We start from the raw sequence: 21722 nt of genomic DNA, 5'->3' as shown, positions 1-21722 counted from the left end.
CCCGTCGCGCCGTACCACCCGACGTCCTTAAACCGACTGATTGGTATTCTACGAGCTTTCGTTGGGATCCAGGGCGCTTCGGTGTTGCCGGGTGTATCTACCCAAGAAGGCCGTGGACATGCGCTGTTCCGGGCCCGCGAGCGCGGTTGCTAACAAACCGTTGGGAAGGTTTGTTCGCGGATTCAGCGGCGCGGACGGGTCGTCACCACCACCGCGCCCGCGAGCAGTACCACGTTCTTCACGACGAACTCGCCCACCAGGGTGAGCAGCAGCGGGTTGGCGTGGGCGAAGGCCACGCCCGGCGTGAGGACGAGGACCGCGAAAGTGCCGCACAGATGGGCGACGAGCACCGGCAGGGCCACGGCCCGGAGGCGCCCGGACACCAGCCACAGGCCGAGCGCCACCTCGCCCCAGCCGAGCGCGGGCACGAACCACTCGCCCGCGGGGAACGGCAGGACGGCGACGACGAGCGCGGCCGCCGGGCTGTAGCCGATGACCTTGAGGACGCCGAACCAGACGAACACGCCGCCGAGACCGGCCCGGAGCATGGTCAGGCCGTGCGCGTGCAGCCGTGGCGCGATCCGCTCGAAGCGATCGCCGAGGGACGTCGGTACGGAGGGAGGGGAGGCGGTGGCGGTGGCGGAGGCCGGCGAGGCGGCGGGCGGGGGCGAAGGCTGCGTGGCGGGTGACGTCGGGACGGGGGTGGCGGGCGGTGTCACCTGGGGGGAAACGGTCATGCGCGGGCATCTCCAACACGAGTCGATGCGGGGCCGGCGGTGCCGGGCGGAGGAGGCCGGGGCCACCGTGCGGGCCTGGGCCGTGGGTGCCGTGCGGTGCCGAGTCGGGTGCGATCGGGCGGTGGACCGCTCGGATCGCGCCGAAATCACGGCAGGAGGGGCGGACGCCGTCGCCTCACGCTAACCACGTCCCGCACACCCCCGCATCGCCCATCGCTTCCTTGCATACCTGCGATGCAAGAAGTCGATCGACCGTTGCCGGACGCGATCAAATCTCGCCAGCCTGAGAACTGTTCGAGTTTGTGTTTGATCCGCAGCTTCGGACCGCGTCCGTCCGTTCCCGGCATCATGCGAAGGAATCCAGGGATGTCCCACAGATCCGCCGCCCCCGCTCCCGCACCCACCGAGACCGCCGCGGCCCGCGCGCCGCTCACCCGGCGCCGGGTGCTCACCACGTCCGCCGCCGCGGCCGGGGTGCTCGCCCTGCCCGGCTCGGCGGCATGGGCCGTCCCCACGAGCTTCGAGGCGGAGACCCGCACGGGCCGCCGCGCCCCCGGCGCCGTCACCGACCTCAGTGTCGTCATCCGCTGGAACCAGGCCGCGATGGACGCGATACTCGGCCGCTACCAGGCCGCCGGCAACCGCTTCGGCCCCGCCACCGTCAACGCCCGCGCCCTCGCGATCATCCACAACGCGATCTACGACGCCTGGGCGTGCTACGACCGCTGCGCCGTCGGCAGCCGCTTCGGTGGCTCCCTGCGCAGGCCCCGCGCCGAGCGGACCCTCGACAACAAGAACGAGGCGATCAGCTACGCGGCCCACCTCGCGCTGCTCGACCTGTACCCCGAGTACAAGGTCGCCATCGACTCGATGCTGCGCAGCCTCGGCCACGACCCCGAGCTCACCGACCCCCGCCGGAACAGCCCCGCGTGGATCGGCCGCCGCACCGCGCGGGCCGTCCTCGACTACCGGCACGGCGACGGCGCCAACCAGCTCGGCACCCCCGCGTACTCCGACACGACCGGCTACCAGGCCCGCAACGCCCCGCAGACCGCCGGCGCGTTCGACCCGTCGACGGTGACGGACCCGGCCCACTGGACCCCGCTGATCGTGAACGGCAAGACGCAGCGCTACCTCACCCCGCAGTTCGCGGTGATGAAGCCCTTCGCGCTGAGCCGCCCCGACCAGTTCACGGTGCCCGCCCCGCCCGCGTACCCCTCGGTCCGGATGACCGCGGCGATCGAGGAACTCCTCGACATCAGCGCCAATCTGACGGACGAACAGAAGGCGATCGCCGAGTTCTGGCTCAACGACGACGTCACCCCGCCCGGCGCCCAGCAGATGTGGGGACGGTACGTCTCCGCCCGCGACGGCTACGGCGTCGACGAGGACGCCCAGCTGTTCTTCGGCCTCAACATGGCCGAGTGCGACGCCGCCATCGGCTCCTGGGCGGTCAAGCTCGACTACGACTTCGCCCGCCCCTCGACCCTCATCCCGTACGACCGGCGCGGGCAGCAGATCCACTCCTGGGGCGGCCCCGGCCAGGGCACCGTCGCCATGGACGGCGTCGACTGGCAGGCGTACGTGGCCGTTCCGCCGTTCCCGGCGACCGTCTCCGGGCACAGCACCTTCTCCGGCGCGGCCGCCGAGTTCCTGCGCCGCTTCACCGGCTCGGACTCCTTCGGCGACTCGTACCGCTTCAAGGCCGGTGCCTCCACGGTCGAGCCCGGCCTCACCCCGCGCACCGACGTCGTCCTGCACTGGCCCACCTTCAGTGAGGCGGCCCGGCAGGCCGGCATCTCCCGCGTGTACGGCGGCATGCACTGGAGCTTCGACAACGAGCCCGGCATCGAGATGGGCCACAGCATCGGCAAGGTCGTGCACCGGCAGGCCATGCGGTACTTCACCGGCGCCCACCGCTGACAGCCCTGCCCCCGCCTCACCCCGGCGCCCCCGCGCCCGCCCCGCCCAGCCCCGCCAAGGAGAGAACACCGTGAGCAACCAGACCCAGACCCCCGCGGGTGCGGCGGCCCCGCCCGCCCGCAGCCGCTGGGCGGGCGGCGCCCCGCCCTTCCCCGGCGCCCGGCCGGCGGCCCTCGGCACCCTCGCCACCGTCGTGTCGCTGGTGATCCTGGTGGCCCTGGGCGAGGCCACCGGACACCTGCTGATGATCGCCCCGCTCGCGGCCACCGCGATGATCATCTGCAGCACGCCCGTCCTGCCCCCGGCGCAGCCCCGCGGAGTGATCCTCGGCCAGCTCGGCTCCGGCATCCTCGGCCTCGTCGCCGTCGCCCTGTTCGGCCGCTCCCTGTGGGTCGCCGCCGTGGCCGCCGGCCTCAGCGTCGCCGTCATGCTCCTCCTGCGCGCCGTCCACGCCCCGGCCGCCGCCACCGCCGTCCTCGCCGTCCTCCAGGACCCGGCGCCCGTCCGCTTCCTCGTCCTGCTCGCCGTCGGCAGCGTCCTCCTCGTGCTGGTGGGCCTGATCGCCTCGCGGCTCGGCGTCATCGGCAAGTACCCGGCGTACTGGTGGTGACGGCCGCCCGCCGCCCGTGAACCCCGTCCGACCCCCACGCACCTCCGCCTACCGACCCTCAACGGAGCGCACGTGAACCGAGACAGACTGCTCGTCAGCTGCGAGCAGATCATCGAAGGGCTGCGGAACCCCGCTGCCCGGGACGAGGGCACCGTCCTCGTCGAGATCACCGACGGCGGCAGCCGGGCGGGCCGGATCCCCGGCTCCGTCCGCCTCGACTGGACCGGTGACCTCCAGGACCCCGTACGCCGGGACGTCATCGGCCCCGAGGCCTTCGCCGAACTCCTCGGCCGGCACGGCATATCCGCCGACCACACCGTCGTCTTCCTCAGCGGCAACAACAACTGGTGGGCCGCCGCCGGATACTGGCAGTTCACGCTCTACGGCCACCGGGAGCTGCGCCTCCTCGACGGCGGACGGCTCCGCTGGGAGGCGCTCGGCGCCCCCCTCACCGACGAGGCGCCCGAGCGGTCCGCGGTCGCCTACCCCGTACCGTCCGTCGACGAGACGATCCGCGCCCGCCGCGAGGACATGCTCGACCACATCGGCCGCCACCAACTCCTCGACGTCCGCTCCCTGGAGGAGTACCTCGGGCAGAGCAACACCCCGCCCGGCGTCCCCGAGGACCTCGGCGTGCGCTGCGGCCACGCGCTCTCCGCCGAGCACATCCCCTGGCACACGGCCGTCCACCCCGACGGCACCTTCCGCGGCCAGGAGGAGCTCGCCCGCGCCTACGCGGCCGTCCGCACCGACGCCCCGACCGTCGTCTACTGTCGCGTCGGCTGGCGCTCCGCCCACAGCTGGTTCGTCCTGCGGGAGCTTCTCGGACTCCCCGACATCCGCAACTACGACGGCGCCTGGCGGGAGTTCGGCTCCCTCATCGGCGCCCCGATCGTCAACGGCCCCCAGCCCTGGGGCGCCGACGGCATCCCGTCGATCGTCGCTCAGCGCGGCGCCGCCTCGGAGGTCCGCGCCCATGCCTGACGTGACGGTCTTCCGCAACGTGCTCCGCAACGGCTTCGACCAGACCGACCTGGCCTGGGTGCCGTGGGCCGAACCCGGCCGCGTCGGCGTCGAGTACGTCGTGCTCTGGGGCCCGGACGCCGCCGAGGACGAGGACTCCGCCTCCCTGCTGCTGCGCTTCCCGCCCGGTGCCCACGGCGACTTCCACGAGCACCTGGGCCACGAGCTGATGCTCGTCCTCGACGGCACCCTCGACCACAGTGACGGGCGCCGGTTCCACCGCGGCGACCTCGTCGTCGAGGAGCCGGGCACCCGGCACCAGATGTCCAGCGCCGAGGGCTGCACCGTCCTCGCCGTCCGTGCCCGCCCCGCCGCCTCCCGTACGCCCGAGGCCGGCGAGATCACCACCGGAGTCGGCGCCGGAGTTCCCTCCGCCTGACCCGCCGGGCCGTCCGCGAGGCCACCGGGCTCCCCAGGGGAGTCCGGCGGCCTCGCCCTGTCCGGCCCGCCCCGTGAGAAACCCCCGCCGCGCCGCGGCGTGCCTCGCGCTGCCCTGTGCGGCCCCGTTTCGCCACGTTCCGTCCTGCTCCGTCCTGCCCAGACCTCCCGGAGAGACGCCATGACCCCGTCCGCACGGCCCCAGTCCTTGCGCAGTCCCGAGCCCTCCCGCCGGGTCCTGCTCACCACCGGCTCGTCCGACGCCCACACCTGGAACCTCGTCCACCTCCAGCTCTTCCTGGAGGAGCACGGCCACTCGGTGCTCAACCTCGGCCCCTGCGTCCCCGAGGAACTCCTCGTCGACACCGCCCGCATGACCCGGCCCGACCTCGTCGTCCTCTCCTCCGTCAACGGCCACGGCCACCAGGACGGGCTGCGCGCAGCCCGCGCCCTGCGCGGCGACCGGGCCACCCGGTCCGTCCCGATGGTCATCGGCGGGCTCCTCGGCATCTCCCCGGAGGGCGCCGCCACCCGTACCGCCGAACTCCTCGACGCCGGATTCGACGAGGTGTACGCGGACGGGACCCCGCCCACCGCCCTGCTGCGCCGCCTCGGGGAGCTCGGCGGCGCGTGTACCGGGCGGGCAGCGGCTTGACGACCACCGTCCCGCCCGCGGCCCAGCCCCCGCTTCCCCCCGGTGATCTCGGCACCTTCGTCCGGGAGTCGGCCGAGGCCGGCGCCCTCGTCGTCCAGCCCCGGATGGGCATGGTCGGGGCCGAGGACATGGCCGCCGGAGTCGCCGCCGTCGCCGGGCTGCCCCTGCGGACCGTCGCCACCCTCACCATCGACAGCTACACCCGCGTCGGCGATCACGCCGCCGCCACCGCCGCCCTGCGCGCCGGCCTGCCGCTGAACGGCTTCCCGCTGGTCAGCCACGGTCCGAAGACCACCGCACGGGTCGCGGCCGCTGCCGGACGCGGCACCCCCGTCCAGGTCCGGCACGGCTCCGCGGACCCGATGGCCATCTTCCGCACCATGACCGCCGCCGGGCTCGCCGCCTCCGAGGGCGGCCCCGTCTCGTACTGTCTGCCCTACGGCCGTACCCCGCTCGCCGAATCCGTCGCCGCCTGGCGCGACTCCGTCCAGTTCCTGACGGAGGAGAGCCGCGCGCACGGCCGCCGGGCGCATCTCGAATCCTTCGGCGGCTGCCTCCTCGGCCAGCTCTGCCCGCCCTCGCTGCTCGTCGCCGTCTCGGTCCTGGAGTGCCTGTTCTTCGTGGCCAACGGAGCGACCAGCGTCTCCCTCAGCTACGCCCAGCAGACCCACCCCGCCCAGGACACGGGCGCGCTCACCGCGCTGCGGATGCTCGCCGACGAGTTCCTGCCGCCGGCCGTCGACCGGCACATCGTGCTCTACACGTACATGGGGGTCTACCCGAAGACCGTGCCCGGCGCCCGGCTGCTGCTGCGCCGCAGCGCCGAGCTCGCCGTCCGCGGCGGGGCACGGCGGCTCATCGTGAAGACCGAGACCGAGGCGCACCGCATTCCCACCGTCGCGGAGAACCTCACCGCCCTGAGGATCGCCGCCGACGCGGCCGGTGCCGCACACGGCGCCCGCGCCGCGTCCGGCGCTCCCACCGCCGACGCCGAGGAGGTCCTCGCCGAGGCCCGCACCCTGATCACCGCCGTCCTCGGGCTCTCCGACGACCTCGGCACCGCCCTGCTCAAGGCCTTCGACCGGGGCCTCCTCGACGTGCCGTACTGCCTGCACCCCGACAACCGCGGCGCCGCCCGGTCCACCGTCGCGCCGGACGGCCGCCTCCAGTGGACCGACCTGGGCGCGCTGCCCCTGCTCACCACCAGCCGGAGGACCATACCGATGACCTCGCGTCAGCTCGCCGGCATGCTCGGCCGGGTCGCCCGGGAGCACGACCTGGCGGCCGGTACGAACCCGCCGCCGGAGCCCGCGTCCGCACCGCGCCCCGCCCCGGAGCCGCAGCCCGCCGAGCCCCTGCGGATCGCGTTCGTCGGGATGGGCCCGCGCGGCCTCTCCGTACTGGAGCGGCTCGCCGCGCGCTGCGCCGAGGAGCCGCCGGCCCGGCCGGTGGAGGTCTTCGCGGTCGATCCGTACGAGGCGGGGGCCGGTCGGATCTGGCGGACGGACCAGTCGCCGCGGTTCCTGATGAACACCCCGGCCCAGGAGGTCACCATGTTCTCCGGGCCCGCCGACGCGGGACCGCACCGGCCCGGCGCCGGACCCTCGCTCGGCGAATGGTGGGCCGACGACGACCCGGCGGCCGCCGAGCCGGACGGCTACGCGCCCCGCGCCGTCTACGGCCGCTACCTCACGTACGTCATGCGGTGCGTCGAGGAGTCCCTGCCGTCCTCGCTCACCGTCCACCGCATCCCCGCCCGGGTGATCTGCGCGGACCGCTCGCGCGAGGAGGACGGGCCCGACGGCGGCGTGCACCGCCTGCGGCTCGACCGGGGCGAGGTCCTCACCGTCGACCGGGTGCTGATCGCCACCGGGCACCCCGACAACGAACCCGACGAACAGCAGGGCACCTGGGCGGAGTTCGCGCGGGAGAACTCCACCCCGGCCCGCCCCGTCCGGTACGTCGCGGGCGGCACGGCGAACGAGATGCCGCTCGCCGACATCCCGGCGGGCGCGAGCGTCGGCATCCTCGGCATGGGCCTCACCTTCTACGACATCCTCGCCGAGCTCACCCTGGGGCGCGGCGGCACCTTCACCGAGGGCGGCGACGGGCTGCTCTACCTGCCCAGCGGCAAGGAGCCCCGGATCATGGCGGGTTCGCGCGGGGGAGTGCCCCTGCTCACCCGGGGCGCCAACCAGAAGTCTCCCGAGCACCGCTATCAGGCACGACTGTTCACCGCCGAACGCATGGCCGCCCTGCGCGCGGAGGGCGCGCCGCTCGACTTCGAGCGGTCCGTCCTGCCCTGGCTGCTCGCCGAGGTCAACCTCGTCCTCCTCGCCACCCGGATCCGCCGCGTCCACGGGCCGGACGCGGCGGCCGAGTTCACCGAGCGCGCCGTCGAGTCCGCCGCCGACGACCCCCGGCTCCTGGAGGGGCTCGCCGCCGGATACCGGATCGACCCGCGGCCGCTCACCGGCCTCGCCGCGCTCGCCCGGCCGTTCCAGGGCCGGCGCTTCGGCTCCCCTGCCGAGTTCCACAAGGTCCTGACCGAGTGGCTGCGCGCCGATCTGGCCGAGGCCCGGCAGGGGAACGCCGAGGGGCCGCTGAAAGCGGCGGCCGACGTGCTGCGCGACGTCCGGCAGACGGTCCGCTCCGTGGTCGACTTCGGCGGGCTGACCCCCGCGTCGCACCGCTGGTTCCTCGCCGAGTTCGGCCCGCTCGCGGCGATGGTGTCGACGGGGCCGCCGCCCGTGCGCTCGGAGCAGTTCCTCGCGCTCCTCGCGGCCGGGATCCTCGAACCGGTCGGCCCCGGCGCGCGGTTCGAGGCCGATCCGGTCGAAGGGCGCTTCGCGGTGGAATCCGAACAGGTCGAGAACTCCTGGGTGCCTCTGGACGTCGTCGTGGACGCCCGCCAGCCGAGCACGGACCTGGCGGCGGACCGGGACCCGCTGATCCGGGGACTGATGGTGGACGGGCGGATCCGGACGTTCACCAACGCGCCCGCCGCGGCGGAGGGCGGCGAGCGGTCCGAAGGAGCAGAGGTGTTCGCGACCGGCGGGCTCGACTGCACAGAGTCGCCCTTCCACCCCGTGCGGGCGGACGGCTCGGTGGACACCAGCACGCACGTGCTCGGCATCCCCAGCGAGCACACCCGCTGGTTCACCCAGGTGGGCAGCGGCCGCCCCGGACCCTGGGGCTCCTTCACCAAGGACGCCGACGCGATCGCGGCCGCGCTGCTCGCCGCCGCGCGGCCCGGCGGTGCGCGGTGAACGGAGGTGCGGTGACGGGGCACGAGGCGAGGGGGCGCGCGGTGAGCGGGGCTCGTACGGCCGCTCACGAGGAGTACCGGGCGGCCCGTGACCTCCTCCTGAGGCTGCGCGGTGACCGGGAGGAGGCCTGCGCCGCCTTCCGGTGGCCGCGCGCCGAGCACTTCAACTGGGCCCTGGACTGGTTCGACGTCATCGCCGAAGGGAACGACCGGCCGGCCCTGGAAATCCTCGGCCGACCGGGACCCGACGGCAGGGTCCCGCTCGCCGACCGCGTCTCCTTCGCCGAACTCGCCTCCCGATCGGACGAGTTGGCAGTATCCCTGCGGGAGTCCGGGGTAGCGCGCGGCGACCGTGTCCTCATCCTGCTCGGCACCAGGGCCGAGCTGTGGGAGACGCTCCTCGGCTGCATCAAGCTGGGCGCCGTCGCCGTCCCCGGCTACCAGGACCTGACCCGGGGGGAGGCCGCCGACCGGATCACCCGCGGCGGCATCCGGCACCTCGTCTGCGCACCCGAACTCGTACCACTGCTCGACGAGTTGCCCGTCCCCGGCGTACGGATGACGCCGGCCGCCGACCGGACCGGGTGGCTCCCCTACCCCGACACACGGGGGACCGGCCGACGGGCCTTCGTGCCCGACGGACCCACCAGGGCCGCCGATCCGTCCTTCTGCTACTTCACCTCCGGCACGACCTCGCTGCCGAAGCTCGTGGAGCACAGCCACGCCGGATACGGCATCGGGCACCTCTCCAGCCTGTACTGGAGCGGGCTCCGCCCCGGCGACCGGCACCTCAACCTCTCCGCGCCCGGCTGGGCCAAGCACTCCTGGTCCAGCTTCTTCGTGCCGTGGGCCGCCGAGGCCACCGTCCTCGCGCCCCCGGACGGCGGCCTCCCCCCGGCCCTCCTGCCCCGCACCCTCGCCGACCACGGCGCCACCAGCCTCTGCGCGCCGCCCAGCGCCTGGCGGGCCATGCTGCCGTACGCGGCCGGGGGCCCGGGCGCGCCCCGGCTGCGGGAGGCGACGGCGGCGGGCGAGCCCCTGACGGCCGAGACGGCCGAGGCGATCGAGGCGGCCTGGGGCGTACGGGTCCGCGACGGCTATGGCCAGACCGAGGCGACCGCCCTCATCGGCCGGGCCCCCGACACCCCGGAGCCGCTCGCCCCGCTCGGGCACCCGCTCCCCGGCTACCGGATCGTGCTCCGGGACCCGGAGACGGGGGCGACCGGCGAAGCGGGCGAGGTGTGCGTGGATCTGACGGAGCGTCCGCCCGGACTGATGCGCGGCTACGCCGACCTTCCCGAGCGTACGGCCGAGGCCTTCGCCGACGGCCTCTACCGCACCGGCGACCGGGGCGAGCGGTGCGCCGACGGCTCCGTCCGGCTCCTCGGCCGGATGGACGAGGTCTTCAAGTCGCACGGCCACCGGGTCTCGCCGATGGAGATCGAGGCGGTGCTCCGCACCCACCCGGAGGTGGCCGACGCGGCGGTGATCCCCTGCCCCGACCCGGCCGGCGGCCTGGCGCCGTACGCCGTGGTCGAACTCCGCGCGGCGCCGGGGGAGTCGGCCCCGACGGCCCGGGAGCCGGCCGGTACCCGGCACGACAGGGTGGGGGCCGAGCTCCTGACCCTCGCCGCCGAGCGCCTCGCGCCCGTCTTCGTACCGCGCGGGGTGGACGTCGTCACCCGCCTGCCGCGCACCCGCTCGGGCAAGGTGCGGCGCGGCGAACTCACCCCAGGGGGCTGAGGGCTGGGGGCTTGGGGTTTGGGGCCTGCACTCGACCCCGCCCCCACCCCCGCCCCCACCCCCGCCCCCCCCTACGCCCGCACCGACTCCCGCTCCGCCGTCCGCAGCAGGACCTCGGCCACCGCCCTGGCCCGTACCGCCGCCTCCGGTGTGCCCTCGCGTACTGCGGTCACGATCGCCCCGTCGCCCAGGAGGGCGAGCTGGCGGGCCAGGGACTCGTGGTCGAGGTAGCCGCCCTCGGCGAGGAGGCGGTCGAGGACAGCGATGACCTTCTCCTTGTGCTCGGCGGCCACGTGGTGCGCCGGGCTGTCGGGATCGGCCGTCTCGACCATCGTGTTGATGAAGGCGCAGCCGCGGAACTCGGCCGCGGCGAAGCGCTCCGCAAGCCCGTCGAAGAGCGCCAGCGGCAGCTCCTCGGGTGAGCGCTCGCTGACCGCGATCCGGCCGTCGAGCCAGGCGCGCCACATGCCGTCGCGGCGCCGCAGCACCTCGACGACGACATCGTCCTTGCTGGGGAAGTGGCGGTAGAAGGAGGCGCGGCCGACTCCGGATTCGGACAGGATCCGCTCGATGCCGACGGCCCGGATCCCCTCTTCGTAGAACAGGCGCTCCGCCGCACCGAGGAGCCGTTCTTTAGCGTTCGTGGCCATACCAGACGGTACCACCCGGTGCCGTATGGGTGAGGGATCAACAGTCGAGGTCCCCCAGAGAATCACCGGCACCTTCAGGGCGGAGTGGCGCCCTCCCGTTGCGCCAGACGGAACCGATCGGTACCGTCCTGATGGTACCGATCAGTTCCCTCTTGGTTCGGCTCAAGGAGAGCTCCATGCCCCGCCTGCCCCAACTGACCGTCGAGACCGCCAATGAGGAGCAGCGCGAGCTGCTCGAAGGCACCCTCAAGCAGCTCGGCAAGCTGCCCAACCTCTACGCCTCGCTCGCCAACGGGCCCGCCGCGCTCCGCGGTTACCTCGCCATGCGCGAGGCCCTCGTCGGCGGGAGCTTCAGCGCCCGGCAGCGGGAGCAGCTCGCGCTCTACATCGCGCAGCGCAACGACTGCACGTACTGCGTCTCCGCGCACACCCTGCGCGGCGGCAAGGTCGGCCTGAGCGAGCAGGAGTTGCTCGACACCCGCCACGGCGGCGACGCCGGCGACCCGCACATGGACCAGGTGCTCCGGTTCACCGGCGCCGTCATGGCCACCGGCGGCCGCGTCACCGACGAGGCCCTCGCCGACGCGCGCGCCGCCGGGGTGACCGACGCGGAGATCTCCGAGATCGTCGGCCACGTCGCGCTCAACGTGCTGTCGAACTTCTTCAATCACGTAGCGCAGCCGGACTTGGACTTTCCGTTGGTCCCGGCCCACCTCGCCGAGTAGAGTCTTCGCGGCCGAGCAGGGGTGCCGGGCGCATGGCGCGTCCGCGCACCCCTGCGGCTTGTGTGACAACCGACTGGGGCGATCGAAGCGGGTGGACGACCAACCACCCGGTGCGAGGAACTGCCGCCTGCGCGGCAGGGGGGAATTCACGTGGACATCGACGCAAGAACCCTTCGGACCTTCCGCGAGGTGACCCTGACCGGGTCCTTCACCCAGGCGGCGCGCCGCCTCGGGTACTCGCAGTCCAGCGTCACGGCACAGATGCGTGCCCTGGAGAGGCAGGTCGGCGAGCCCGTCTTCGAACGGCTCCCCAGCGGCGTACGGCTCACCCGGGCCGGCACCGTCCTGTGCGAATACGCGCGCCAGATCCTCACCCTCGTCGGCGAGATGGAGACCGCCCTGCGCCGGCCTGCGGCCAACCCGCCACGCATGACCGTCGGGATCGTCCCGGCGCTGGCGTACGGACAGCAGCTCGCCCGGGTCACCCACATCGGGCGACGGCTCCTCTCCGGCGTCCAACTCGCCCTGCGCGTCATGGGAACGGCCGAGGTCCACGACGCCTTCCGGTCCGGCGCGATCGACGGTGCCCTGGTCCTCACCGTCGTCGACGCGGACGACCCGGCCGGATTCTTAACCGACCAGCCGCACATCGAGCGCACCGACGACCTCATCGAAGTACGGCTCCAGGAAGTGGAGTTCGTGGCCGTCGCGGGCGTCCGCCACCGGCGCGGCGGCCTCGGCCGCCAGGTCGTCATCGCCGACCCCGACTGTCCGTCCCAGCGCTGGCTGCCCGAGTTCCTCCGACTGCGCTGCGACAGCCCGCCCGAGATCCACGAACTCGGCTCCATGGCGGGCGTCCGCGCCGCCACCCAGTCGGGCCTCGGCTGCGCCATGCTCCCCATGGCCCTCGCCGCCTCCCCGCAGGAGGCCGGCGGCCTGCGGCCGCTCCCCGGTGTGCCCCGCATGCGGTGGAACGCCTCGCTCGTCCTCGGCCGCGCCGACACCCGGCCCGCGCTCGACTGGCGGAACCTGACGGAGACCCTCCGCCAGGCCACCGCCCTCGGCTGCGCCAACGACCCCGAGGAGCCCGGCTCTCCGTCCTCCGGCGTCACCGTCCTCGGCGAGCAGGCCGACGCCCTGGACCTGGGCCTGGGTCCGGATCCGAGCATCGCCTCCTGATCCCGTGGCCTGACCGGCCCTGACGATCCTTCCCCCGGTGCCATCCGCGCACCGCCCACCGACGGGTGCCACGGCGCACCGCCGTCTCCCCCCGGCCCCACCCCCGACCGGGTCCACAGGGAGCGACGGAGCGCCGTGGCACCTCCATGCCCGACGTGCGGCACCGATCCCCGACCGACGTGCCGCAGCGCCGCACCGCTCCCGGTCGGTCAGTGCTCGGGCAGCCCCAGCGGCACCCGCCCGGCCGCCCGACCCTGCTCGTCGAGCAGCCAGCCCATGCGCTTGGGGGAGTGCAGGGCCACCGTCCGGTCCTGCACCTCCAGTACGGGGAACCGCTCCGCGAGCAGCGCCTCGAAGGGGTCCACGGCGCCGAGGCCGTGCAGCCAGACCAGGACGAGGAGGTTGTACGGCCCGCTCACCGACACGCACATCCGCACGTGTTCGAGGCGGGCCAGCGCGTTCCCCGTCTGTTCGAGGAGGGCGTGCGGCACGGACGTCCGGTAGACCACCATCGTGGACAGGCCCGCCAGCGGGTGCGCCAGATCGCAGCGCAGCGAGATGTCCCCGTCGCGGATCATCCGCTGGAGCCTGCGCCGCGCCGTGTGCTCGCTCATCCCCGTCCGCGCGCCGAGTTCCGCGTACCCCAGCCGCCCGTCGGCGCCGAGCGCGCCGAGGAGCGCCTGGTCCTGCGGCGCCGGCCGCTCGTGGAGGTGCGTGCTGTACGAGCGGGGGCGCGGGCCGTGCGGCCCGCCGAGACCGGCCCGCTCCGCCGGGTTCATCGCCCGCATCCGCCAGTCGCGCCCCTCGCCGTACAGCGTGATGCCCAGCCTCGTCCGGGTCGAGCGCACCCCGCGCAGGCCGCCGATGCCCCGGTGCACCGCGCGGCCGAGGGCCGGCAGGTCGGGGGCGGCGACGGAGAGGAAGAGGTCGAAGTCCCCGGCCGTCTCGTCCACGCTGAACACCCACGGCAGCGCCGTCACCGCGGCGCTCACCCGGTCGAAGGCGCGGGGCCGGCACCGCACCTCGACATAGGCGACCGTCGCCGTCTTCGCCGCGTCGTACGCGGTGACCCAGGCGAGCCCGCCGGCCCGGAGCCGTTCGAAGCGGCGGGCCGCCGTCGTCGCGTCCACGCCGAGCGCCTGCCCGATCCGGGTCCAGGGCGCGCGCGGGGCGGCCTGGAGGGCGTCGATCAGCGCGAGATCCAGCTCGGAGAACCCCACCGCCGAACCCTCGCCGCGGGAATCCGGCACAAGGGCATCCGCAGAGATGCTTTCCGGCACTTCTCCGAGGTTCGGGCTCATGGACCGGATCGTAGGGGCACTTCGGGCCGACGACCAGTTTCGGCCACCGGTGACAGAGGAGTACCGTGCCTGCTCCGCTCCTTCCCGACCCGCCCGCCCCCGTGGCGGCGCCGCCCACGCACCGCAGAACCGTCCGGATCACGGTCGCCCTGCTCTTCGCCGCCTGGCTGGTCGACTACGCCGACCGGCTCGTGATCAACCTCGTGCTGCCGTCCATCGGCGCGGAGTTCGACATCGACCGCACCCGGCAAGGGCTCGTCGTCTCCGCCTTCTTCCTCGCCTACGCCCTCTGCCAGATCCCCGGCGGCATGCTCGCCGACCGGTTCGGCGGCCGACGGGTGACCCTCTGGGCCCTGCTGTCCTGGTCGGTCTTCACCGCCCTCACCGGCTTCGCCTGGTCCTTCGCCGTGCTGCTAGCCCTGCGCTTCGCCTTCGGCGTGGCCGAGGGCATCTTCCCGCCGGCCGCCATGAAGGTCCTGGTCGAGCGCACCCGGCCGGAGGAACGCATGGGCGCCAACGGCGCGGTGATGAGCTCCAACGCCCTCGCCGCCGTCATCACGCCGCTCGCCGTGGCCCCGCTCGTCGCCGTCTTCGGCTGGCGTTCGGCCTTCTGGTCCACCGCCGCCCTCGGGCTCCTCGCCTTCGTCGCCGTACGCCTCTGGATGCCCGCCCCGCTGGCGTCCGCGGACGGTGCCCCGCCCGTGGAGGCCACGCCCCGTCCCCCGCTCCGCGAGGTCCTGCGCAAGGGCGTCCTGTGGCGGTTCTCCCTCATGATGTTCGGCTACAGCACCATCATCTGGGGCCTCAACACCTGGGTCCCCTCGTACCTCAGCGAGGAGCACGGGGTCTCCCTCACGGCGGCCGGAGCCCTCGTCGCCATCCCGGCGCTCGGGGCCGCGGCCGCCACCGTCATCGGCGGACGGCTCTCCGACCGGCTCGGCGGCCACCACCGCAAGGTCATCGTCCCCGGCATGGCGGTCTCCGCCGCAGCCCTGCTCCTCATGGCGAACACCCCGTCCCTCACCGGCTTCGTCGTCTTCGGCACCCTCGCGATCTTCGCCGCCTCCCTCGCCTACATGCCGATCTTCGCCGTCCCCATGGCCGGTCTCACCCCCGAGTACGTCGGGGTGGGCGGCGCCGTGATCATCGTCGGCGGGCAGGTCGCCGGCATCGTCGCCCCGCCCGTCATGGGCGCGCTCGCCGACGCCTTCTCCTTCCAGATCGCCTTCGGCTTCCTCGTCCTCGGCGCGGTCGTCGCCGCCGTCATGGCGTGTCTGACCCCGCAGGACGCCACCGCCTTCCGCGCCGCAGCCGACCGCGCGCCCCGCACCCCGAGCCCCGCAAAGGAATCCGCATGACCACCGACGGCAACCTCGCCGCCCCGGCCACCGTCACCCCCGGCACGCTCGCCGACCCGGCCACGGTCACCCTCTCCGGCCCGGCCGCGGTCACCCCGCTCCTGTCAGGTCTCGACGAGCGGCTCCCCGGGCTCCTCGCCCTCTACGAGGACCTGCACGCCCATCCCGAGCTCTCCTTCCAGGAGTTCCGCACGGCCGGAGTCGCCGCCGGGCTGCTGCGCGCCCAGGGCTGGGAGGTCACCGAGGGCGTCGGGCGCACCGGAGTCGTCGGCGTCCTCACCAACGGCCCCGGGCCCGTCGTCCTGCTCCGCGCCGACATGGACGCCCTGCCCGTGAAGGAGGAGACGGGCCTGCCGTACGCCTCCACGGCCACCGGCACCGACCCGGACGGCAATGAGGTGCCCGTGATGCACGCCTGCGGGCACGACATGCACGTCACCTGCCTCCTCGGGGCCACCGCGCAGCTCGCCGCCCACCGCGACACCTGGAGCGGCACCGTCGTCGCCGTCTTCCAGCCGGCCGAGGAGGTCGGCGGCGCGCCCGCCATGATCGAGGACGGCTTCCTCGACCGGTTCCCCCGCGCCGAGATCTGCCTCGGCCAGCACGTCGCCCCGGCGCCGGTCGGCTTCCTCGGCACCCGGCCGGGACCGGTGATGGCCGCGTCCGACAGCCTCCGCGTGACCCTCTTCGGCCGCGGCGGCCACGGTTCGAGCCCCGAGACGGCCGTCGACCCGGTCGTGATGGCCGCCGCCGTGGTCATGCGGCTGCAGACCGTGGTCTCCCGGGAGATCGGCGCCTCGCAGACCGCGGTCGTCACCGTCGGCTCGCTGCACGCCGGGACGAAGGAGAACATCATCCCGGACACCGCCGAGCTGCGGATCAACATCCGCTCGACCACCCCGGCCGTACGGGACCGGATCCTGGCCGCCGTCACCCGCATCGTCCGTGCGGAGGCCGCCGCCTCGGGCGCCCCCAAGGAACCGGAGATCGTTCCCCTCAACTCCTTCCCGGTCACCGTCAACGACGGGCCCGCGACCGCCCGCGTCCAGTCCGCCCTGACCGGGGCCCTGGGGGAGGGCAGGGTCTTCACCCTGCCCCAGGTCATCACCGGCAGCGAGGACTTCGGCGTCTTCGGCACCGCGCTCGGAGTCCCCTCCGTCTTCTGGCACTTCGGCGGCGCCGACCCCGCCCTGTACGCGGGTGTCGACCCCGACTCCCTCCTGGAGAACGGCCTCCCCGACACCGTCCCCGCCAACCACTCGCCCCACTTCGCCCCCGTACCCGGGCCGACGATCCCCCTCGGCGTGACAGCGCTCCTCGCGGCGGCCGCCTCCTGGCTGGTGAAGGAGACCTCCGATGCCTGAGCCCGACACCACCCCCGACACCACCCCCGACACCACCCTCGACACCACTCCCGGCACCACCCCCGACCTCGTCTTCACCGGCGGCCCCGTCCTCACCATGGACCCCGCCCGCCCCCGCGCCGAGGCCCTCGCCGTCCGCGACGGGCGCATCACCGCCGTCGGCACGGAGGACGAGGTCCTGCGCCTGCGCGGCCGGGCGACCGAGGTCGTCGACCTCGCCGGCCGGGCCCTGCTGCCCGGCTTCGTCGAGGCCCACGGCCACCCGGTCATGGTCGCCCTCGCCGTCGCCCCGCCCGCCGTGGACGTCCGGCCGTTCACCGTGCCCACCGGCGCCGAGGTCCTCGACCGCATCCGTGCCGCCGTGGCCGCCGCCGGGCCCGGCGAACCGGTCTGCGCCTACGGCGTCGACCCGCTGCTCCAGCGCGACCTGACACCCCCGACCCGCGCGGAGCTCGACGCGCTCCGCCCCGACGCCCCGCTCGTCGTCGTCGCGAACAGCGGCCACGCCGCCTGGGCCAACTCGGCCGCGCTGCGCGCCGCAGGCATCACCCGAGACACCCCCGACCCGGTAGGCGCCCGCTTCCTGCGCGACGCACACGGCGAACCCACCGGCGAGGCCCACGAAGGGGGCGCCGTCGAAGCCCTGTTGTGGGTGGTGGCCGGGGACCGGCTGAAGCCGGAGCGCCTCGCCGCCGCACTCGACTGGGCCTACACCGAACACGCCCGCGTCGGCATCACCACCGTCGCCGACCTGGCCACCGAACCGCGCCTCCTCCCCGCGCTGCGGGCCGCGGCGGAGCGCCCCGGCGCGGCCGTCCGTGTCCGCTCGTACCTCATCGGCACCCCCGAACTCGCCGCGGAGCCGGGCCGCCGCTTCCCCGGACACGCCCCCGCCGAGGACCTGTTCGGCATCTCCGGCATGAAACTGTGGGCGGAGGGCACGGCCTGGGAGGGCACGGTCGCGACCAGCTTCCTCTACCTGGACAGCGCCGCCACCCGGGCGATGGGACCGGGCCGCTGCAACCACGCCCCCATGAACTACACCCCCGACCAACTCGCCGAACTCGCCGGGGCGTTCACCGCCCAGGGCTACCCGATGGCCTGCCACGTCCACGGCGACGTCACCTTCGAGGCCGTCCTCGACGCCTACGCCCGCGCCGCCGCGGCCGACCCCGAGGCCTTCCGCGCACTGCGCCCCCGCATGGAGCACTGCGGCGCGGTCACCGCGGCGCAGTACCGCCGGGCCGCCGAACTCGGCGCCACCGTCAGCCTGTTCATGGACCACGTCCGCTGGTGGGGCGACGTCCTCGCGGACGACCTCTTCGGCCAGGAGGTCGCCGACCGCTGGATGGCCGTCCGCTCCGCCTGGGACGCGGGACACCGCGTCTCGCTCCACAACGACGGCGTGTGCTCCCCGACCGACCCGCTGGCCTCGGTCGCGACCGCCCTCACCCGCCGCACCCCGGCGAGCGGTCGCGTCCACGGCACGACGGAACGGCTCACCCTCGACGAGGCCCTGCTCGCCGTCACCGCCCATCCCGCCTGGCAGCTCCACCTCGACGACGAGATCGGCTCCCTGCGCCCCGGGCTCCGCGCCGACCTCACGGTCCTCGCCCGCGACCCGTACACGGTCGCGCCGGAACGCCTCCCGGAGGAGGCCGCGGTCACCGCGACGTACCTGGGCGGGCGGCTCACCTGGGGCGGGTGAGCGACGGGGAGAGGGGGCTCCCGCCCGGGACGGGCGGGCGCGCTCCCATGGATACAGTGGGGCCACGATGACACGTTTCCGCGAGAGCGTCCGGTCCCTGCTGCGCGAGCAGGTCCTCGACGCCGCCTACCGCCTCGTCGCCGCCGAGGGCTGGGGCGGGCTGCGCATGACCGCCATCGCGCGGGCCGCCGGGATCAGCCGCCAGACGCTCTACAACGAGTTCGGCTCGAAGGAGGCCATCGGCAAGGCCCTGGTCCAGCGCGAGCTGGAGGGCTTCCTGGTCGGCATCCAGCGCGAACTCGACGCCCACCGGGGCGAACTGGAGGCCGCGGCCGCCGCCGGCGTCGGCTACACGCTCCAGCAGGCCCTGGACAACCCCCTGATCAAGGGGGTGCTCGTGGCCGCGCGGGGCGGCGAGGACGATCTCCTCGCCTATCTGACCACGCGCCCCGAGCCGGTCTTCGGGACGGCGATGGTGATGCTCGACGCGTACGCGACGGAGGCCTGGCCCGATGTCGACGAGGAGTCGCGCGGCCTCGCGGTCGAGACGATCGTGCGGCTCACGGTCAGCCACATCGTCCAGCCCGTGGCCGCCCCGGAGGAGTCGGCGCGGCGCATCGCCCGGATCACGGCGAGGACCGCGTACCCCGGCGGTCGCTGAGGGCGCGGGGCCGCGAGAGAAGTCGGCGAGGCCCGGTGTCGGACACGGGGGATCTCCGACACCAGGCCTCTGTTGAATATTCTACGAGATCGTCGGGGGTGACGCGCACACCAGGGTCGCGCGCCGCCCTCCGCACCCGCGTCAAGATCGCGTACGGACCCGGGTCCGCGGCGTCAAGACGGCGGGAAGAGAGGTTCCCGGCCGCCCCGGAGCGGCCACACGCTGAGCGGACCAGCACGACGTCCGCCACGCAGAGGAATCAGACACATGGCCGTCCTGACCACCGAGAACGGTGTCGCGCCCGCCGCCGAGGAACCCCCGGACCCGGGTGACCGCCACAAGCTGACCGCCCTGACGGGGCTCGCCGCGCTCTCGCTCGACGCGATGGCCTCCGTCGCCTACGGACCCGAGGCGATCGTCCTGGTCCTCGCGGCGGCCGGCGGATACGGGCTCGGCTTCACGCTCCCGGTCACCCTGGCCATCGCGGGCCTGCTGGCCGTCCTCGTGGCCTCGTACCGGCAGGTCATCGCCGCGTTCCCGGACGGCGGCGGCTCGTACGCGGTGGCCAAGACGCACCTCGGCCGCCGCACCAGCCTGGTCGCGGCGGGTTCGCTCGTCCTGGACTACGTCCTGAACGTCGCCGTCGCCGTCACGGCCGGCGTCGCCGCCCTGACCTCCGCCTTCCCGGGCCTCCACGACGACCGGCTCGCGATGTGCCTCGTCGTCCTCGTCCTGATCACGGGCGTCAACCTCCGCGGGATCGTCGACTCCGCCCGGGCGTTCATCGCCCCCACCGCGGTGTTCATCGGCGCGATCATGATCCTGATTGTCGTCGGCCTCTTCCGCGACGCCCCCGTCTCCACGGCCGCGTCCGCCGGCCACGCCTCCGCGCTCGCCGACGACGCCACCACGGTCGGCGCCCTGCTCCTCCTGAAGGCCTTCGCCTCCGGCTGCTCCGCCCTCACCGGCGTCGAGGCCATCGCCAACGCCGTCCCGTCGTTCCGCGCGCCCGCCGCCAAGCGGGCGATGCGCGCGGAGGTCGCGCTCGGCGCGCTGCTCGGCGTGATGCTGATCGGCCTGTCCGTCCTGATCTCCCGCTTCGGGCTCCGGCCGGTCGAGTGCGTCACCGTCCTCGCCCAGCTCGCCGACGCCTCCCTCGGTCACAACTGGGCTTTCTACGTCGTCCAGTTCGCCACCATGGTGCTGCTCGCGCTCTCCGCGAACACCTCCTTCGGCGGCCTGCCCGTCCTCCTGAAGCTGCTGGCCCGGGACGACTACCTGCCGCATGTCTTCGGCCTCAAGGCCGACCGCCAGGTGCACCGCCACGGCGTCGTCTGGCTCGCCGTGGTCTCCGCGACCCTGCTCGTCTTCTCCGGCGGCGACACCAACACCCTCGTCCCGCTCTTCGCGATCGGCGTCTTCATCGGCTTCACGATCGCCCAGACCGGCATGGTCCTGCACTGGCGGGCGACCCGGCAGTGGGGCAGGGCCGTCCTCAACGGCCTCGGCGCCGTCCTCACCGGCGTCTCCGCGATCGTCGTCACCGCCACCAAGTTCCACGACGGCGCCTGGCTGATCGTGATCGCCCTCCCGGCCCTCGTCCTCGCCTTCGAAGCCGTCCACCGGGCGTACGGCAGGATCGGCGAGCGGCTCGGCGTCGGCCGCGTCCCCGAGCCGCCGCACCGCGCGCGCTCCCTCGTCCTGGTCCCGGTCTCGTCCCTGACCCGGCTCACCAGCGAGGCCCTGACCGCCGCGGTCTCCCTCGGCGACGAGGTCCGGGCGGTCACCGTCTGCCACTCGGACGCGGAGGACCGGGAGGCCACCGAGGCCCTGGAGCGCGACTGGGCCCTGTGGAACCCGGGCGTCCCCCTCGTCCGCCTCCCCTCCGAGCGCCGTACCCTCGGGCGCCCGATCACCGCGTACGTCCACGGACTGCGGAAGGCCGAGCCCGACACCCGGATCACCGTCCTCATCCCGGAGGCCGAACCGGAACGGCTGTGGCAGCGGCCCCTCCAGAACCGGCGGGGCGCGCTCGTCGCCCGGGCCGTCCGCCGCGACACCGACGCCGTCGTCTGCCGCCTCCGCTTCACCGTGTAGGGAACCCCCGCGGCGGTGTCCCATGACGGGCGAAGCGCGGGCTGACGGGGTAGATCTCCCCTGAGAGGCACGTCGCCGGTGACGACAGGGAGGCCGCCGTGGAAGGCAGAAGCAAAGGGTTCGTCCAGTCCTTCAACCGTCTCGGCGGGTACGGCTTCGTCGTCCCCGTGGGCTCCGAGGAGCAGGTGTACTTCAGCGCGGCGGACATCGAGGGAGAGGCCCAGTCGCTCTCCGAGGGCCAGCAAATCACCTTCGTGCTCGTGCTCGGCGACGGCCGCTTCGAGGCGAAGGAACTGCGCCTCTGACCCGGGCCGCGGCCGGAGGGGCGACAAGCCGCCGGTG

General features: G+C 74.1%; 18 protein-coding genes. 15 read left to right on the top strand and 3 right to left on the bottom strand.

Going from position 1 to position 21722, the window contains the following annotated elements; all coding sequences use genetic code 11:
• Positions 1-182 precede the first annotated feature (182 nt).
• Entirely contained in the window at positions 183-737 is a 555-nt protein-coding gene (locus ASC82_RS30640; protein ID WP_199862542.1) for a DoxX family protein, read from the bottom strand.
• A 366-nt stretch (positions 738-1103) separates the two neighbouring features.
• Here ASC82_RS30640 and ASC82_RS31395 point away from each other — a divergent pair, with 366 nt between their 5' ends.
• The 7 genes from ASC82_RS31395 to ASC82_RS15855 all read left to right on the top strand — a co-directional run bounded on the left by ASC82_RS31395 (position 1104) and on the right by ASC82_RS15855 (position 10337).
• Entirely contained in the window at positions 1104-2660 is a 1557-nt protein-coding gene (locus tag ASC82_RS31395) for a vanadium-dependent haloperoxidase (protein ID WP_056647738.1), read from the top strand.
• A 70-nt stretch (positions 2661-2730) separates the two neighbouring features.
• Positions 2731-3270 (top strand): HPP family protein, encoded by a 540-nt coding sequence (locus ASC82_RS15880; RefSeq protein ID WP_056647735.1) that lies wholly within the window; start codon positions 2731-2733, stop codon positions 3268-3270.
• Between the two features lie 72 nt (positions 3271-3342).
• Complete coding sequence (locus ASC82_RS15875; protein WP_056647732.1) at positions 3343-4254, top strand: sulfurtransferase; 912 nt, start codon at positions 3343-3345, stop codon at positions 4252-4254.
• Complete coding sequence (locus tag ASC82_RS15870; protein WP_024760234.1) at positions 4247-4672, top strand: cupin domain-containing protein; 426 nt, start codon at positions 4247-4249, stop codon at positions 4670-4672. The genes ASC82_RS15875 and ASC82_RS15870 overlap by 8 nt, the downstream gene beginning before the upstream one ends.
• 180 nt (positions 4673-4852) lie before the next feature.
• The gene (locus tag ASC82_RS15865; RefSeq protein WP_024760233.1) at positions 4853-5326 is read left to right on the top strand and encodes a cobalamin-dependent protein; all 474 of its coding nucleotides are present in this window, start codon (positions 4853-4855) and stop codon (positions 5324-5326) included.
• Complete coding sequence (locus tag ASC82_RS15860; protein WP_056648611.1) at positions 5323-8595, top strand: FAD/NAD(P)-binding protein; 3273 nt, start codon at positions 5323-5325, stop codon at positions 8593-8595. Before ASC82_RS15865 ends, ASC82_RS15860 begins: the two co-directional genes overlap by 4 nt.
• A gap of 41 nt (positions 8596-8636) precedes the next feature.
• Positions 8637-10337 (top strand): AMP-binding protein, encoded by a 1701-nt coding sequence (locus tag ASC82_RS15855; protein ID WP_056647729.1) that lies wholly within the window; start codon positions 8637-8639, stop codon positions 10335-10337.
• 71 nt (positions 10338-10408) lie between these two features.
• Here ASC82_RS15855 and ASC82_RS15850 read toward each other — a convergent pair whose 3' ends face one another.
• On the bottom strand, positions 10409-10987 hold the full coding sequence (locus tag ASC82_RS15850) for a TetR/AcrR family transcriptional regulator (RefSeq protein ID WP_056647726.1): 579 nt from the start codon (positions 10985-10987) through the stop codon (positions 10409-10411).
• A 176-nt stretch (positions 10988-11163) separates the two neighbouring features.
• Between ASC82_RS15850 and ASC82_RS15845 the strand changes: the two genes are divergently transcribed.
• Positions 11164-11712: a carboxymuconolactone decarboxylase family protein gene (locus ASC82_RS15845; RefSeq protein WP_242427668.1), complete on the top strand. Its 549-nt coding sequence runs from the start codon at positions 11164-11166 to the stop codon at positions 11710-11712.
• Between the two features lie 150 nt (positions 11713-11862).
• Positions 11863-12891, top strand: a complete 1029-nt coding sequence (locus ASC82_RS15840; RefSeq protein WP_056647720.1) for a LysR family transcriptional regulator — start codon at positions 11863-11865, stop codon at positions 12889-12891.
• A 209-nt stretch (positions 12892-13100) separates the two neighbouring features.
• On the opposite strand, the gene ASC82_RS15835 is transcribed toward ASC82_RS15840, so the two are convergent.
• Entirely contained in the window at positions 13101-14141 is a 1041-nt protein-coding gene (locus tag ASC82_RS15835) for an Lrp/AsnC family transcriptional regulator (protein WP_242427667.1), read from the bottom strand.
• 116 nt (positions 14142-14257) lie between these two features.
• On the opposite strand from ASC82_RS15835, the gene ASC82_RS15830 reads away from it, so the two are divergent.
• The 6 genes from ASC82_RS15830 to ASC82_RS15805 all read left to right on the top strand — a co-directional run bounded on the left by ASC82_RS15830 (position 14258) and on the right by ASC82_RS15805 (position 21685).
• Positions 14258-15550, top strand: a complete 1293-nt coding sequence (locus ASC82_RS15830) for an MFS transporter (protein WP_242427666.1) — start codon at positions 14258-14260, stop codon at positions 15548-15550.
• A complete protein-coding gene (locus tag ASC82_RS15825) occupies positions 15547-16914 on the top strand; it encodes an amidohydrolase (RefSeq protein WP_079039282.1) in 1368 nt (455 codons plus the stop codon). The genes ASC82_RS15830 and ASC82_RS15825 overlap by 4 nt, the downstream gene beginning before the upstream one ends.
• On the top strand, positions 16907-18622 hold the full coding sequence (locus tag ASC82_RS15820) for an amidohydrolase (protein ID WP_056647713.1): 1716 nt from the start codon (positions 16907-16909) through the stop codon (positions 18620-18622). The genes ASC82_RS15825 and ASC82_RS15820 overlap by 8 nt, the downstream gene beginning before the upstream one ends.
• Positions 18623-18689: 67 nt before the next feature.
• Positions 18690-19283 carry a TetR family transcriptional regulator gene (locus tag ASC82_RS15815; RefSeq protein WP_056647710.1) on the top strand — a complete coding sequence of 198 codons (594 nt, stop codon included), beginning with the start codon at positions 18690-18692 and terminating at the stop codon, positions 19281-19283.
• 267 nt (positions 19284-19550) lie between these two features.
• Positions 19551-21380 (top strand): APC family permease, encoded by a 1830-nt coding sequence (locus ASC82_RS15810; RefSeq protein ID WP_056647707.1) that lies wholly within the window; start codon positions 19551-19553, stop codon positions 21378-21380.
• 98 nt (positions 21381-21478) lie between these two features.
• Positions 21479-21685 (top strand): cold shock domain-containing protein, encoded by a 207-nt coding sequence (locus tag ASC82_RS15805; RefSeq protein WP_056647704.1) that lies wholly within the window; start codon positions 21479-21481, stop codon positions 21683-21685.
• The last annotated feature ends 37 nt before the right edge of the window (positions 21686-21722 follow it).

This window comes from Streptomyces sp. Root431 (genome assembly GCF_001426585.1).
In the GTDB taxonomy this organism is placed as follows: Bacteria; Actinomycetota; Actinomycetes; order Streptomycetales; family Streptomycetaceae; genus Streptomyces; species Streptomyces stackebrandtii.
The sequence above is the reverse complement of the archived record's forward strand: the minus strand, read 5'-3'. Positions and strand labels throughout refer to the sequence as shown.

Coding starts and splice junctions, on each gene's coding strand:
- ASC82_RS30640 (WP_199862542.1), bottom strand. CDS start 737: ATGACCGTTTCCCCCCAGGTGACACCGCCCGCCACCCCCGTCCCGACG.
- ASC82_RS31395 (WP_056647738.1), top strand. CDS start 1,104: ATGTCCCACAGATCCGCCGCCCCCGCTCCCGCACCCACCGAGACCGCC.
- ASC82_RS15870 (WP_024760234.1), top strand. CDS start 4,247: ATGCCTGACGTGACGGTCTTCCGCAACGTGCTCCGCAACGGCTTCGAC.
- ASC82_RS15865 (WP_024760233.1), top strand. CDS start 4,853: ATGACCCCGTCCGCACGGCCCCAGTCCTTGCGCAGTCCCGAGCCCTCC.
- ASC82_RS15850 (WP_056647726.1), bottom strand. CDS start 10,987: ATGGCCACGAACGCTAAAGAACGGCTCCTCGGTGCGGCGGAGCGCCTG.
- ASC82_RS15845 (WP_242427668.1), top strand. CDS start 11,164: ATGCCCCGCCTGCCCCAACTGACCGTCGAGACCGCCAATGAGGAGCAG.
- ASC82_RS15825 (WP_079039282.1), top strand. CDS start 15,547: ATGACCACCGACGGCAACCTCGCCGCCCCGGCCACCGTCACCCCCGGC.
- ASC82_RS15820 (WP_056647713.1), top strand. CDS start 16,907: ATGCCTGAGCCCGACACCACCCCCGACACCACCCCCGACACCACCCTC.
- ASC82_RS15815 (WP_056647710.1), top strand. CDS start 18,690: ATGACACGTTTCCGCGAGAGCGTCCGGTCCCTGCTGCGCGAGCAGGTC.
- ASC82_RS15810 (WP_056647707.1), top strand. CDS start 19,551: ATGGCCGTCCTGACCACCGAGAACGGTGTCGCGCCCGCCGCCGAGGAA.